The organism is Asanoa sp. NPDC049475, assembly GCF_040676915.1.
GTDB lineage: Bacteria > Actinomycetota > Actinomycetes > Mycobacteriales > Micromonosporaceae > Asanoa.
The window spans coordinates 498,053-512,947 of sequence record NZ_JBFAPY010000007.1 but is presented as its reverse complement, the minus strand read 5'-3'; the positions used below and the strand labels follow the sequence as shown (position 1 = coordinate 512,947).

Sequence of the window (14,895 nt, the reverse complement as noted above, 5' to 3'; positions counted from 1 at the left end):
CGGTGGAGGATGACGGATGTCCCAAGGTCAGCAGCTATATGACACGCCGACGTTCGACACGTCGATGCGCGGCTACGAGAAGAAACAGGTCGACCGGCATATCGCCGACCTCGCCGAGCGGGTCTCCCAGCTCAGCGCGGAGCGCGACCAGGCGCACAACCACATCCGGGGCCTGAGCTCCAACCTGGAGCAGATGCATGGCGAGCTGACCGAGCTCCGGGACCGGCCGCCACGGCTCGACCGGGCGTCGTTCCGCCACCTGGGTTCGATGGTCGACGAGATCCTGGCCCTGTCGGAGAAGCAGGGCCAGGCCATCGTCGAGGCGGCGGGCCAGCACGCCGCCGAGATCCAGGCGGCGGCCGAAAAGGTGGTCGAGGCGGCGCACCAGGAGGCCGAGCGCCTGCGGGCGGCGGGTCAGGAAGCGCGCGAGGCGTCCGAGCAGGAGGCGAAGCGCCTGCACGAGGCCAGCGAGGCAGCGATCGAGCGCGCCGAGGGCGAGGCCCGGGCGCGCATCGAGTCGGCCCACGAGCAGACCAAGCAGGAACTGGCCCGGTGGCGCGCGGACGTCGAGCGCGAGATCAACGAACACCGGACGGCCGCGCAGGAGGCCGACGAGGCCCGGGCGGCCGAGGCCGAGCAGCAGATGCAGGCCTACCACCAGCAGCTCACGATGGTGCAGAAGGAGATCGAGGCGCGCCAGCAGGCGCTGGCCCAGCTCCGCAACGCGCAGGAACAGGCCCAGCAGCAGCTCAGCCAGCTCCGCCAGGACGGCGCGGCGGTCGAGAACGACCTGGCTCAGGTGACTCACCGACTCCAGGGCACGCGCCAGGAGCTGAGCGCGGAGCTGTCCCGCCTCGACACCGCTAGGCGCAGCGCGGAGCAGGTGGAGCAGCAGACGCTCGAGGCCCGGGTACGGATGCAGCGCGAGGCCAAGCGGATGGCCGACCGGGCAGCGGCGGCGGTCATGGCCGCGGCGGCGATCAGCGAGCAGACGGGCGAGTTCAAGATGGTGGTCGCGGCGCGACCGGACCAGGAACAGCCCGCCCTGCCTGCCGCGCCCGCTCACGAGGAGAACGGCGTGGTGCTCGAGCACCAGCCGGAGCCGGAGCCCGTCGCCGCCGAGGCGCCGGTCGAGGAATCACGCTCCCTCTTCGAGCCGCGGCAGCACGTCGACAGCGGGGCATGACCGAGATCGGCACGGACTGGCGCGTCGTCGACGGGGTCGCGACGGCATGGTTCGACGCGCCTTCGCTGATCGAGGGGGCCGCGCTGGCCGGCCGCGTCGTGGGGCTGTCGGCCGAGATCGTGGTCGACCTGCGCCCGACGGGCGTGCGGGTGTGCCTCGACTCACACGAACACGCCGATGCGGTGTCGGCGACCGCGCGGGATCTCGGGCTGACCCCGAACCCTGCCGTCCCGCAGCGGCTGAGCGTCGTGTTCGAGTCGGCGAACCCGGCCGCGGTGAGCGGGTTCTGGCAGCGCGTGCTCGACTACGCGCCCGGGGAAGACGGCGGTTTGGCGGATCCGTTGCGGCGCGACCCCGCGATCCGGATCCACCGGTCGGCCGACTCCCGGCCGTTGCGAAACCGCGTCCACCTCGACGTGGTGCGCCCGGCCGCGGCGGTCGAGCAGGCCGGGCTCGGTGCGGGATCGGGACCCTACGGTGTCTGCCATTCCGACCCCGACGGCAACGAGGTCGATCTGGTGCCGGGCGACGCGCTGACAGCCGACTGGCAGGCGGTGTTCAGCGCGATGGCGTGCTACCGGGTCACCTCGCCGAAGCAGCAGCGTGACCTGGCCACCGCGACGGCGGCGCTGGCGCGCGAGGCGGGCTTCCCGTTGCTGGTCGACCTGCGTCCCGGGCTCGTGATCATCGACAGCGGCAAGGACCAGCACGAGGCTCACGGCCTGGACCTCGACTTCACCGACCTCGCCGAGAGCATTCAGACCGCCGCGCGCGAACTCGGGGCAACCGCTGATCCGGGGCTACCGCGTTTTGCTCAGCTCTTCCTCGACGTCGCCGACGTCGCCGCCGTCCGGGCGTTCTGGGTGGCCGCGCTCGGCTACGTCCACGACCGCCGAGCCGACGTGAGCGACATCCACGATCCGCGGCGGCTGAACCCGGTGCTGGTTTTCCAGGAGCTCGACGCCACGGAGACGGACCGGCGCAGCCAGCGCAACCGCATCCACTTCGAGCTCGCGGTGCCGTCAGACATCGCGCGGTCGCGCGTCGACACGACCCTGTCAGCCGGCGGCCGGATCCTCGACGAGTCCGAAGGTCGCTGGCGGATCGCCGACCCCGAAGGCAACGAGCTGGTCGTCACCGCCGGGTGACGTGCTGACAGATAAGGCGATGCTCTTCGTGGCCACCGCCAACGCGATGTTCCTCTGACACCAAACCCGCGCGCGGGCCGTGGCGCCGCTGTTAGCGTCGGTCTGATGGCGATCTCCGAGAGCCGCTACCAGGCCGACCGCTACCGCATCCCCGTCGAGGCGTCGTTCGAGGACTTCCGGCGGCGGTACGAGACGGCCGTGCCGGCGCTCGACTACGCCGCGCTCAACGAGCTCATCGCCCGCGAGGCGGACTGGTCCGAGGTCACCGCCCAGGTCGACGCCGCGGCGCCGTGGGGCTTTCTGCGCTACTGGTCCAGCGACGACGGCCCGCTGATGCGGCTCGCGCACGACCCGGGTCAGTGCGTGGTCTATCTGATGGGCAACCACGTGTTCGCCGAGCGGATGTACCGCTACGACCAGGCCGCGATGTTGTACGCGCCGCTGCGTTTGATGATCGCCAGCCGGGCCGGCGAGACGCACTTCGTCATCGAGCGGCCCAGCGCGACCTTCTCGTCGTTCGGTGCCGTGGGTGCCGACGACATCGCCGAGGTCGGCATCGAGCTCGACCACAAGCTGGCCGCGCTGCTGGAGCACCTGGACGCGCCCGTACCCCCGGCTTTGCGGCATTGAGCGACGGAGGGAGCCGGCGAACCGGCTCCCTCCGCGCGGTGGGTCAGCGGGTCAGGACCGTCGCGAGCCGGCCCTGGGTGTCCTCGGTGCCGGTGAAGCCTTCGCTCGGGTTGAACTCGTCCTCACCGAAGTCGACGTCCGGGTCGTCGGCGGTGCCGCCGATGCCGTCGGGGCCGACGCCGTAGAGCAGCGGGAAGTTGCCGCCCTGGTCCATCAGGTTGAGGGTGTCGTTGAACTGGTCGACGTGCCAGTTGCCGAAGAAGTGACCGGCCTCGTGGGACACCACGTTGCCGACCGCCTGGGCGATGAACGCGCGCTTGTCGCTCGCCGGCGTGAGGTAGAAGTTGAGCGACGCGTCGTCGTCGGCCGGGCCACTCAGCACGTCGAGCAGGATGAGCGCCGACTCCTGCGTGTCGAAGTTGCCGGGGTCGATCGACTGCGCGATGCCGATCGTGTTGACCCCGGACTCGGCGATGGTGCCGCCGACGATCAGCCGGCTGACGTTGACCTCGCCGAACGGGTCGGCGTCGTCACGGCTGTTGAGGATCTTGAGGCGGAACTTGTCGTTGAGCCCGCTCGCGACGAGGTCCCGCTTGAGGTTCTCGGTCACCTCGGCCACGATCCCGTTGATCAGTGCGTTCTCGTCGGCGGTGGTCAGGCCCCACCGGCCGAGGAAGGCACGGAACGGGCTGAGCGTCACGACGCCAGGGCCGCCGAAGATCGCGGTGTTGAGCCGCTGGCCGTTGAAGTCGATGAAGATCGTCTGGGTGATCTTGTCGCCTTCGAGGTTCGGCCGGTACGCCTCGACGGTGATGTCGTAGTTCCCGCTGCCGTCGCTGACCGACACGTAGTGCAGACCGTCCTCGTCGGCGACGTGCTCGCTGACCGCGTTGCCGCCGCCGGGCAGCGGGCTGTTCGGCGGGTAGATGAAGGTGGCGTCCTGGTCGGAGCCGTGCACCTCGCGCCCGGCCGTGTCCCACACGGTGATCCGGGCGGCCGAACCGGTGACCGACGTGCCCAGCACGTCGCCCTTGCGCAACTGCACCGCGTAGAAGTCGACGTCGGCCGCAGCCACGTCGAGCAGCAGGTTGTACGCGCCCTCGCTGCCTGCGCCGTCGCCGCTGGCCGGGTCGAACGGGTCGGCGGGCAGGACGTTGTAGCCGGTCACGGCGAGGAAGTAGTCGCCGGCCTCGGTGAAGGTGTAGCGCAGCAGGCTGTCGAGGCCGCCGGAGTCGTCGTTGAACGCGATTTCCTCGCCGGCGGCGTCGTAGAGCGCCAGCATGGGGTCGAGCAGGCCGACAGGCGTGTCCATGTCGGCGGTCATCGTCTCGCCGACCTGGGTGATGGTCAGCTTGTAGAAGTCGAAGTCGCCGGTGTCACCCGCCGCCGAGCCGTGCGGGCCGTCGCCGATCGTGCCACTCGTGGTGATGCCGTTGCGAACGCCCTGGATGCCGGTGTCGCGGGCCAGCGGGATCGCGCCGTCGTCCTCGGTGTTGGGGGTCAGGGCGGTGCGGGAGACCGTCTCGTTGTCGAGCGAGCCGAGGATGCGGGCTCGCGGATTCTGCTTGCCCTTGGTCCCGAAGCCCGGCACAGGCTGGGCGATGGCCGGCGAGTCGTTGCCGCCCTGGGTGCCGTCAGGCTCGTCCTCGTCGACCAGCACCGGCGAGGCGGCCACGGCCTGGCGCAGCGCGCGCTTCTGCTCGCGAGCGGCGCCCTGCTTTTCGGCGACCTGCTTCCACGCGGCGTAGTCGATCGTCGTCGGATCGGGTACGAGCGCCAGATACGGATTGACGCCCGTCGGTGCCTTCCCGGCCGGCGCCTTGTCGGCGACCTGTCCACCCGCGGCGAGCAGGGCGCGGTCCGCGCCACTCGGCCCCGAGTCGTTCTTGAGTTCGGCCGTCGCGATGGATGCTGGCAGCATCGCTGCTACCAGTGCCGTCCCGGCCAACAGCGCGATGGTTCGACGCATGAAGCCCTCCCCCTTGCGGCCAGGCCTCTGTGCCCGGCCCATCGATGGCTATCGAGACGCTATCCAGGGGTCAAGGTCGTGAACAGATCGAAGTCGATGTCAGGTGCATAGACGCATCACGATAGCCATTGAAACCGGGACATTTATCACGATCAACTGATGGAACTGTCAGGCATCTGTCGAGAGGGTTGCCAAACCGTACGTTCGGCTGCCTCGACCCGGCCGTACGGCCGGTCTGCCCATTGTGGATCTTGAAGGCTCGTCCGGCCACAGTAGATGATCATGGAAGCGCGTTCCGACCAGGCATCGCGTCACCGCGCCGATCCGTCGGCGTTTACGCAGGTGAAGACCGCCAGCTCGGAACACGGGCCACGGGCCTTTCGGCGGCCTTGACCCGTGGTCCATCATTGAGTGAAGCGGACGAATGAGGTGCTGACGAGCCATCTCGTGGCACGTCCACAGTGTTCTCCCGGGTTGCTAGCTAACGTCAGTGGAGTCAGGCGGCGGATGGTGGTGCGCGACAGATGAGGATGCAGCCTCGTCAACAGCTGCTGGAGATCTGGAACGCGACAGTGCGTTCGTCCTGGTCAGAGCGGGAAAAGAAATGGAAGTTCGGCGGGCGCGACGCCCCCAACTCGATCGGTGACGCCGAGCAGCTGCTCTGCATCCTGACCCCGGCGACCAAGGTCGAGTCCTTCAAACTGGACCGTCCGGACGAGACAGCCGAAGACATGATCCGGGCCCTGCGCCCGCTCGGCAACGCGACCGAGATCCCCAAGACCCTGATCGGGATCCTCCGCGAATACTTCGACCGCTACAGCGACCCCGACGGCACGCCGCTGTTCTCGGGCTCGTCCTACTTCAGCTCCACCGGGCCGGCTACGCCCTCGAAAGAGCAGCTCAGGCTCGACATCGTCGACTCGTTCGCCATGTCGGTCACGCTGTCTTTGTCGGTCCTCGGTTTCCTCAAGGTCCTCCGGTCCGTCGCCAACCGCGAGGAGAACCGCAAGGAGATCGAGTCGCTGGAGCAGCAGGCCAGCACCCGGTTGAGTGCCGCCATGGTCGGGCTGCTGCGCAGCTTCACGGTCAACGTCTTCGACGTCGACTCGGCGTACGGCCAAGCGCTCACCACCATGATCAACCAGGAGAACCTGCCACAGCGCCAGGTGGTCAGCGCGGTCCGCCGCGACCTCCGGGAAACCATCGCCAGCTTCCGCGAGGTCCTGATCGGTTCCGGTCAGGTCGGCGACATCGACAGCCCGGACAGGCTGTTCGAGGTCGGTTGGTCCTGGGGGATCGTCAGTGGCGCACCGCCGATCGAGACCGACGAGCCGGTGGGCCAGCAGCCCAAGGGTGTCGCCCAGGACGCGCCCTACCTCTACTTCACCGTCATCGCCGTCGACGCCATCGAGGACCTCTTCTCCGAGCGGACCCGCGTTCTCGGTCTGCTCAACGAGGAGCAGCAGCGGCTCTCGCGTGCACTCCAGCTCCGGTGGGAACTGACCCGGTCCTACTGGTCGACGATGGCGACGTTCGGGCAGGCCCAGCGCTGGCCGGTCGAGGACATCCCGTGGCGCACCACTGACGAGGACGCGTCCGACTACTACACGCTGCTGGTCACCTCGCTCGCCGTCAAAGGCCTGGTACAGGAACGCGGCACCGACATCGAGCTCGGCCGGGTCGGCACCGTGCTGGAGGAGTTGGCCAACCGCGCGCGGATCACGCGCCGTCCGTTCGACACCGACCCCGCGCTGAGCCTGCACGCGCCGGGCGTGCTCGTGCCGCTCGTCGGCAGCGAGGACGCGGGCGAGTCCCGGTTGCTGTGGACGGTCTCCGAGTTCGCCGCCCTGCTGTTCCAGCGCACGACCGTGATCGGCGGGCTGATCAACGACGCCGAGGGCCGCAGCCGGATGCTCGACCTGGCCGACCGCACCTGGGAGCACCTCAACAAGCGCCGGCTCGACAAGGGGCCGGGCCGCAACCTGTGGGACCAGCCCACCTCGGTGTTCGGCCAGCTGACCACCCGCTACGACAAGCCGTCCTGGTACTACACCCAGCGGGTGGTGCAGGGCCTGGTGACCACGGCCAACATGCTCAACCGGCCGCCACTGCGCAGTCCGCGGCTCGGCAACTACGCGTTCGACCTGCTGACCGAGGCCGAGCACCTGTACGACATGGAACTGCTCTCGGGTGCCGGCGACGCCGGTCCGAGAATGCGAGAAACACTCAAGGTCGCGTCGATCCACCTGTCCCGGGCCCGCGAGATCTTGCCGGAGCGCCCCGGCACCGCCGCCGTCCTAGCGGCGCAGGTGCTCATCGCGCTGGACGAACTGGCCGCCGCGAGGCGTGACGTGACCGAGGCGGGCTAACCAAATGTTGATCTTCGCGACCTCCGACAAGGGCGGCACCGGTCGCTCCGTCACCAGCAGCAACATCCTCTATCGGAGTGCGTTGCAGGGCAGTGACGTCTGCTATCTCGACTTCGACTTCGGCTCCCCGACCTCCGGGGCCATCTTCAACATCCCGACGGCACTGCACGGCACCACCCAGGGCGGTCTGCACTCCTACCTGCACGGCATGGTCGCCGACCCGCAGCGGTTGGAGATCTGGCAGGAGTCCGACCGGTCCAGCCTGCGCAGCCGTCCGCCGGGCGCGGGCCGGCTGGTGCTGCTGCCCGGCGACAGCGGCGGCGGCGAGTTCCCGATCACGAAGGAGAACACCGAGCGCTGCGCCCGGCTCTTCCTGCACCTCGAGGAGGAGTTCGACCTCTGCCTGGTCGACCTCAGCGCCGGCCGTTCGTACGCGACCGAGATGGTGCTCGCGGCGACCGCCACCGAGGCGCTCCGCAACATCCGCACACGGTGGCTGGTCTTCCACCGCTGGACTCGGCAGCACGTGCTCGCCGCCTCCGGCCTGGTCTACGGCGAGCGGGGCATCCTGCACACCGGTGAGAACCACGGCCACGACCGCGACGAACTGGCCAACTCGTTGCGCTTCGTGCGCACCGCGGTGGTCAACCCGGACTCGCCGGAGCTCGAGGGGCTGCGGCCCGCCCAGATCGCCTGGTTGCGCGACGTCGACCGGGATCTGTCCGAACTGGCCAGCAGCCGCAAGGTCGGTCGCACACTGCTCCTCGGGTCGATCCCGCTCGACCCTGTCCTGCAATGGCGTGAACAGCTTATTTCGGATAACGACGTGTGGTCGCGGCGCATCGCGAACCGTGAGACGCTGGAACAGTTCGACTCGTTGGCTAAAAAGATTGTCGACGATGCGGCCTGGGAGACGCTGTGACCGGAGTGGCATTCGAAGAGGCGGTCGCTCAGCGGAGCGTCGAACGCGTTCCGCTCTCGCACCTTTCCATCGAGCTGGGCCACCTCTACATGGAAGAGTTCGCCGGCGGCATGGACTCGCTGCGCCGGCACTTTCGCCGCATCGCGCCGTGGGCACAGTCCGCCGCGCGCACCGTGGCGACCAAGCCGGGTGGCAACCGCCCGCGCGTCAGCACCTGCTTCCTCGTCGACGACTACTTCTCGCGGTTCAGCACGCCGCGTGAAGTGATCCCGATGCTGGTCGCCGCCGCCGAAGAGAGCGGCCTGGTGATCGACTACCTGGCGCGCGAGTCCGGCTGCGCGGTCGCCGACGAGGTGCCGCTGGCCAAGCTCGTCGAGCAGGCCCTGGTCACCGACCCGGTGCCGGGCAGCAACGGCATCCGGCCACCGACCACCGAGACCGGCTGGCTGTGCAACGGCCAGCGCTCGCCGAACACGGTCGCGATACCGGCGATGGCCGACAAGGGCTGGCTGCCGCCGATGCAGAACGCGGCCAACCGGCACTCGATCTTCGTCGACGTCGAGCTGTGGGACCTGGAGAACGGCACGCGACGCTGGTCGTGCCCGTTCCTCGCGGCCGTCTGGCAGCTCATCCGGCTCGGTCTGCTGCGCCACAACGGCGAGGTGGTCACCACGCCGTGGCAGGTCGAGGAGCTCCCCGACGACTGGGACAAGCTGCCCGCGGTCGTGCAGCTCAACCCGCGCGCGGCGGCGTTCAGCGCCTACCGCACGTTCTCCGTGCTGGGCTCGCGCTTCCTCCAGGTCGAGCTCGCGGTGCGCACGATCCTGGGCCAGGTCTCGATCGACCCGACTGTCCTCGACCAGGTGTTCGCCCGCATGCGCGGCGAGAACATGGAGCTGCCCAAAGAGCTGGTCGACCGCATCGACTACGTCTTCATCGGCGAGTGAAACCGCTAGTGTGAGCAGCACCAACGCCTCCTAATCGCCGATGTCGGGCAGGTGTTCGGGGTCGGCGCCGGGCAGCCAGCTCAGTGCCTGCCCCGCGAGCCGGCGGAAGTTGCGGTCGTCGTCGGTGCTGGCGAGCGTCACGAGCAGCCGCCGGATCTCGGTGTCGCTGCCGAACCGCTCGCACAGCGCCCGCACCGACGCCTCGCGGATCGACCAGTCACCGTCGCGCACCATGTCGACCAGGATCTGGCGCACCTCTTCGTGCGCGTAGAGCCGCTCGCCCAAAACCCGCAGCGCCTCGCGGCGTACCCGTAGGTCGCTGTCCCGGCGGACGGCGTCGATCAGCAGCTCGCGGATCGCCGGGTCGCCGCCGAACGACTCGCCGAGCGCCCGCAACGCCGCGGCGCGCACCGTCTCGTCGTCGCCGGTCGCCCGCAGCGCCAGCAGGTCGCGGTGCTCGTCGTCGATGCCCGCGGCGACCAGCGCGACGGCGGCCTCGGTGACCACCAGCGCGTCGGGGTCGCGGCGGACCCGGTCGAGCAGGATCTCCCGCACCTCCGGCTCGGCCGCATAGGGCTGGAGCGCGTGCGCGGCCGCCTCGCGGACCCGCGGGTTGGCGTCCGACTGGACCCGCGCCGTGATCAGTGCGCGCGTGCCGTCGTCGGCCATCTTGGCGGCCGCCGCGAAGACCTGGCCGTCGGGGTCCTCCCGGGTGCGCTCGAGCAGCAGCGCGATGACGTCGGGGTCGGCGGCGGCGTGCCGCGCCAGCGCCCGGACGGCGGCACCCCGCACCTCGGCGTGCGCGTCCTGCCGCGCCCGGTCGAGCAGCTCCCGCCGGACCTGGGTGTCGCCGCCACAGCGCTCGGCCAGGGCCTCGACGGCGGCGCGCCGTACGGTCGCGTCAGGGTCCGCGCCGACCAGCCGGGACAGCACGGAGCAGACCGTCGCGTCGAGCCCGATCTTCTTCACCAGCGCCTCGGTGGCGGCCAGCCGGACAGCGGCGTCGGTGTCCGAGTGCGCGATCTTGGCCAGGGCGATGGTCGCCGGCGCGAACCCGGGCAGCGCCGCGGTCAGCGCCCGGATGGAGACCAGCCGCACCTCGGCCGAACGGTCCCGGCGGGCGCACTCGACCAGCGCGCTGTGCACCTCGGCGTCGGCACGGAAGTGCTCCCGGAGGATCTGCACGGCGGCCCGGCGGACGATCTCGTCGGGATCGCGGCCGGTGCGCTCGATCAGGAGGCTCTTCACCGTCTCGGCCGCGTCGAAGCGCTCGACCAGCGTCTTCGCCGCACTGCTGAGCACGCCGGCGTCGCGGTCGTCGTGCAGCAGCGCGGTCAGCAGGCTCTGGACGGGCTGACCAGAGCCGAGCCGATCGGCGAGTACGCGCACCGAGGCGCGGCGGACCACCCCGTCGGGCTCGGCGCGGATCCGCTCGATCAGCACCTCGCGCAGGTGCTCGTAGCCGAGGCCCCAGTCGTTGAGCGCCCGCGCGGCGACGGCCACCACCTCGGCGTCGCGGTCGGTGCGCACCCGGTCGACCAGCGCCGAGCGGACCGTGTCGTCGTACGGCAGCCGCTCCATCATCTGCACGGCGGTGCGGCGCACACCCGCGTTGCCGTCGCGGCGGGTGCGGTCAAGTAGTAGGCGGCGGACGGCCGACTCGTCACGGAACCGCTCGCCCAGCGCCCGCACGGCGGCCAACCGGACCGCGGCGTAGCCGTCGACGGTGGCCCGCTCCAGCAGCACGTCGCGCACCCGGGCGTCGGTGCCGAACCGCTCGCCGAGCGCCTCGACGGCGGCCAGCCGCACGCCGGCGTAGGCGTCGTCACGAGCGCGGCGGATCAGCTCCTCGCCGGCCCGGGTCAGGGCCAGCTGGTAGGCGGTGCGGTTGGCCGCGGTGCCGGCCACCTGCGCGAGCTCGGCGAGGCCGGCGACGGCCGCGTACGACGCCCACCGGTCGTCGATCGCGCTGAGCACCGTGCTGAACAGGTCTTCGATGTGCTCCGACGGTGGCGCCAGGATCGCCGCGAGCTGAGCGGCGTAGGCCGACACGGAGCTCCAGATCAGCCGCACGCCGCGGCGCCTGTACCAGGTTAGGTAGATCTGGCCGCCGGGCCAGGTGGCGCCGATCGTTCGGGCCGCCGGCAGGATCTCGGTCTCGATCAGTGCCATCGTGTCGCGGTCGTCGATCGAGACGCAGTGCTCGATCAGCAGGATGATCCGGCGCAGCAGGTCCTGGGCGGGAACGGACACGGTCGTGTGCGGGTTGCGCACCTCTGCCAGGCACTGCGCGGCCAGCGCCAGGTTCCACGGCGGCTGGGCGAAGGCACCGGCCGGCCACGGGTGGTTGACGTTGGTCGCCAGCAACGAGATCAACTGCGCCGTGTGTCGCTCGTGGAGGGCGCCGGCGACCAGCCGGAGCACCTCGCGCCAGGACGGGTCGGCCCAGTGCTCGACGAACAGGTCCTTGAGCCGGCTGAACGGCCACTGCTGGTCGTGCTTGAACTTGCCGACGACCGCCTCGGCGCAGAAGAACTCGAGGAACGTGCGGTGCACGAAGCCGTAGAGGTGCGGGCCGTAGCGGCTCAGGATGAAGTTCCGCTCGCGGAACTGGTTGATCATCGAGCGGGCGATCGCGCGCGCCTCGGCCGGGTCCTTCTGGTAACGCTCGGCCAGGTATTCCTCGAAGACCTCGCTCAGGTCCTCGGCGCCGACATAGTTGGCCGCCAGACCCCGCTCACCGCTCTGCACCTTGTAAGCCAGGCGGCGCAGCAGCTCCTTCTTGTCCTCGGCGTCGATGAAGCCCGGGCTTTCGTATTGGTCCTGGAGGTGGCGGTTGATGTCCCAGTGCTCGACCAGCACGGTGGCCGCGTGGTCGAACAGCTTCCACCGCTCGCGGGGCAGCGCCTGGTGCTTGCCGATGATCGCCAGGATGGTCAGCAGCATCGGGTTGCCGGCCAGCTCGCGGATCGACGGTGAGTGCCGCATCGCCGCGAGCAGCCTGGCTCGCCGGGCCGACGAGTCGCCGGGGCGGTCGTGCATCGCCAGGTCGTACCAGCTGGCCAGGAACTCGGTGATCTGGTTGTCGTCGAGATCCTGCAGGGTGAAGTGGGCGAAGCCGAGCTCGCTCAGCACGCGCCGGGCGTACCCGATGATGCGCGAGGTGACGATCACCCGCACGTGTGGGAACTCGCCGGCGAAGGCGGCGATCTGGTTGGCCACCGCTTCCCGGCGCCGCTTGTCGAAGATCTCGTCGAGCCCGTCGAAGATGACCACGGCCGGGCCACCGCCGGTCAGGTAGCGCAGCAACGCCGCGCGTTCCAGGCCCAGACCGTCGAGGCCGGCGCGGTGGTCGAGGTAGTCGACGAAGTTGCTGCACTTGCCCTCGGCGAACAGCGCGACGTAGGAGCGCAGCTCGATGAACAGCGGCAGGTGCCCGTCGAGCGGGCCGAGCCGGTCTTCGACGGGTGTGCCGTTCTGGGACAGCGCGAGGGCGATGTAGCGGGCCGCCGTCGACTTGCCCGAGCCGGGGTCGCCGAGCAGCACGATCGCCTGGTTGTCGGGCGCGGCGACGATGTCGAACAGCCGGCGCAGCGGCTTGGCCCGGTAGGCCTTGTGCAGCAGCGCGAGCTCGTCGGGGTCGACCTCGTCGGGCACGTCCTCGGTCTCGAGGTGGCCTTCGTATTGCATGCGCTGCCACCACTCGCGCGGCAGTTCGACCGGCGGCGGGTCCTCGCGCACCGACTGCTCGATGAACACCGAGGTCAGCCGCATCTGGAGGTATTCGTCGCGCTGGGGCGGCGTCAGCGCGTCCAGGTCGAGGCCGCCGTACTGCTGATGGAGGCGGTCGTAGTAGCGCTTGAGCGTGTCGGCGCTCAGCGACTGGAGCGGGCCGGTCGGGCGGCCGATGTCGGCCAGGCAGTTGGCGACGGCGGCGGTGACCAGCGCGGCCAGGTCGCCCGGGCCGGTGAACGTGCTGCACATGTGCCGCACCACGAGCTCGCTGCGCAGGGCCTCGATCTGCTCGGCCTCGCTGCCCCGGTCGATGTGGACCCGTGGCCACGGTGCTTCCTCGTCGAGCAGGAAGATCAGGCAGGGCTTGCCCATCGCCTCGGCCTGGCGGTATTCGAGCTCGGTGATCGACCGGTCGTAGCCCGGTGGCACGAAGCCGTAGCGCCAGGCGAAGATGCCGACATAAAGGTCGCACTCGGCGACGTCTTCGAGGCAGCGCTCGACCGGACGTCGATCTTCGGCCACATAGGACTCCATGGCCACGTCTTCGACCCGCAACCTGCGGAGTGCCAGCTTGACAGCGGACCGGCACTCTTCGAGATCACGGAACGTTGCTGAGACGTAGACCTTGGTCAACGCGGCTCCTCGATTACGCGAGCGACACGCGCCGTTACCGTACCAACATCTGGCAACCTTCGGGTTCCCGGGCATCGGGACCGATCAAAGTATCGTCTGGGTGGCATTCCGCGCGGCACCCTTGCCTAGCGGGCTGACCATGGGATGTGATTCAGCCGCTATCGTTCGGCGCACGGAGATGGACATGCTCACGTTTGGCGAGGTCCACACCGGACTTCTGCAGAACTCGACCTCGCTGCCCTGGGACGCCACGGCCGAGGTGCTCAACCTGCTGGTCGGTGAGCAGGTGCGCCGCTCGGAGCGGCCGATGGCGTACGCCGTCTCACCGAACCTGTTGACCAGTGTGGACTGCCGGCTACCGGCGGGCTCGGGCAAGGTCATCCGCGGCGTCGGCACAGTGGTCTCGCGCGCGACGATCACCGGTGGGCACGTGGCGCAGGGCTCCGGTCACGCGGTCGTGGTCAAGAGCACCGCCAACCGACGGCTCTCCTGGTCGCACTACCTGACCAGGCCGGGCACGATCGAGGCGATCGGCAAGTCCCAAGGCGACGACATCGCCCGCGGCTTCGCCGGCACCGGCCAGCCCATGGGCACCCTCGACCTGGGTGCGATCAGCGGGCGGACGCTCGACGCGGTGCAGCGCTCGACCCGGCTCGACCGGCACCCGCCGTTTCGCACGCAGCGCACCCACATGCGCTGGATGGTGACACCGACCGACGAGCCCGGGGCGGAGGCGACCGGCACCTTCCGGGTCGCGACGCCGACGCTGCGGGTGCTCGAGCTCGTGGTGCCCCGCGAGCACATCGGCGCGATCGTCGACCTCTGCGAAGACCTCGCGCTGCACGACTGGCTGCTCACCACGCTGCTGGCCCTGATGGAGTCGAGCCTCACCGGGCCGGGCACCCGGGCGCAGCGGATCGCTCGGCTGCGCCCGGCGATCGACACCCTGCTGCACCTGTGGATGCCGGCGGCCCGGGTCGACGAGGCGGTGCTGCCGGTCTGGCACTCACTGGAACGCCGGCCCGGCTTCACCCGCCAATGGGAGGCCTCCGTCAGCCGGATCCGCGACCAGATGACGCTCGGCACCCTCGCCCTGCTCGAGTCAGCAACGGCCTAGCTACTCCGGTCGGCGGGCAGACAGCTCGCGCCACTCGAACGGGCCGACGAGGAGGGCGTGGACGCGGTCGTACGCGTCCTCCTCGCTGCCGAACTCGTAGAAGTGGGACACGCCTTCGGCACCGCCCGCCCGCTGCTCGACGTGCCATGTATCGCCGTCGATCCGAAGGTAGACGTCACGCCGTGCGGCGCGTCCCCACTTCCCGTTCCACCAGTGTTTTCGCTGCTCCATGGTGGGAG

Annotated in this window: 10 protein-coding genes; 7 read left to right on the top strand and 3 right to left on the bottom strand. The window is 69.9% G+C overall.

Annotated elements, in window-relative coordinates:
* Positions 1-16: 16 nt before the first annotated feature.
* From AB0J88_RS29715 to AB0J88_RS29705, 3 genes are all read left to right on the top strand, one after another.
* Positions 17-1,186 carry a hypothetical protein gene (locus AB0J88_RS29715; RefSeq protein WP_364349691.1) on the top strand — a complete coding sequence of 390 codons (1,170 nt, stop codon included), beginning with the start codon at positions 17-19 and terminating at the stop codon, positions 1,184-1,186.
* The gene (locus tag AB0J88_RS29710; protein ID WP_364349694.1) at positions 1,183-2,334 is read left to right on the top strand and encodes a VOC family protein; all 1,152 of its coding nucleotides are present in this window, start codon (positions 1,183-1,185) and stop codon (positions 2,332-2,334) included. The genes AB0J88_RS29715 and AB0J88_RS29710 overlap by 4 nt, the downstream gene beginning before the upstream one ends.
* 105 nt (positions 2,335-2,439) lie before the next feature.
* On the top strand, positions 2,440-2,964 hold the full coding sequence (locus tag AB0J88_RS29705) for a hypothetical protein (RefSeq protein ID WP_364349697.1): 525 nt from the start codon (positions 2,440-2,442) through the stop codon (positions 2,962-2,964).
* A gap of 43 nt (positions 2,965-3,007) precedes the next feature.
* Here the strand turns inward: AB0J88_RS29705 and AB0J88_RS29700 are convergent, their stop codons facing one another.
* On the bottom strand, positions 3,008-4,933 hold the full coding sequence (locus AB0J88_RS29700; protein WP_364349700.1) for a DVUA0089 family protein: 1,926 nt from the start codon (positions 4,931-4,933) through the stop codon (positions 3,008-3,010).
* Between the two features lie 524 nt (positions 4,934-5,457).
* Between AB0J88_RS29700 and AB0J88_RS29695 the strand changes: the two genes are divergently transcribed.
* The 3 genes from AB0J88_RS29695 to AB0J88_RS29685 are packed head-to-tail and all read left to right on the top strand — an operon-like array spanning position 5,458 to position 9,171.
* Positions 5,458-7,302: an SCO2524 family protein gene (locus tag AB0J88_RS29695; protein ID WP_364349703.1), complete on the top strand. Its 1,845-nt coding sequence runs from the start codon at positions 5,458-5,460 to the stop codon at positions 7,300-7,302.
* Between the two features lie 4 nt (positions 7,303-7,306).
* Positions 7,307-8,224 carry an SCO2523 family variant P-loop protein gene (locus tag AB0J88_RS29690; RefSeq protein ID WP_364349706.1) on the top strand — a complete coding sequence of 306 codons (918 nt, stop codon included), beginning with the start codon at positions 7,307-7,309 and terminating at the stop codon, positions 8,222-8,224.
* Positions 8,221-9,171, top strand: coding sequence for an SCO2522 family protein (locus tag AB0J88_RS29685; protein WP_364349709.1), 951 nt, complete (start codon positions 8,221-8,223; stop codon positions 9,169-9,171). Before AB0J88_RS29690 ends, AB0J88_RS29685 begins: the two co-directional genes overlap by 4 nt.
* Positions 9,172-9,201: 30 nt before the next feature.
* Here the strand turns inward: AB0J88_RS29685 and AB0J88_RS29680 are convergent, their stop codons facing one another.
* Entirely contained in the window at positions 9,202-13,539 is a 4,338-nt protein-coding gene (locus tag AB0J88_RS29680; protein WP_364349712.1) for a HEAT repeat domain-containing protein, read from the bottom strand.
* 184 nt (positions 13,540-13,723) lie between these two features.
* On the opposite strand from AB0J88_RS29680, the gene AB0J88_RS29675 reads away from it, so the two are divergent.
* A complete protein-coding gene (locus tag AB0J88_RS29675; protein ID WP_364349715.1) occupies positions 13,724-14,656 on the top strand; it encodes an SCO2521 family protein in 933 nt (310 codons plus the stop codon).
* Here the strand turns inward: AB0J88_RS29675 and AB0J88_RS29670 are convergent, their stop codons facing one another.
* On the bottom strand, positions 14,657-14,887 hold the full coding sequence (locus AB0J88_RS29670) for a hypothetical protein (protein ID WP_364349718.1): 231 nt from the start codon (positions 14,885-14,887) through the stop codon (positions 14,657-14,659).
* Positions 14,888-14,895: the final 8 nt, after the last annotated feature.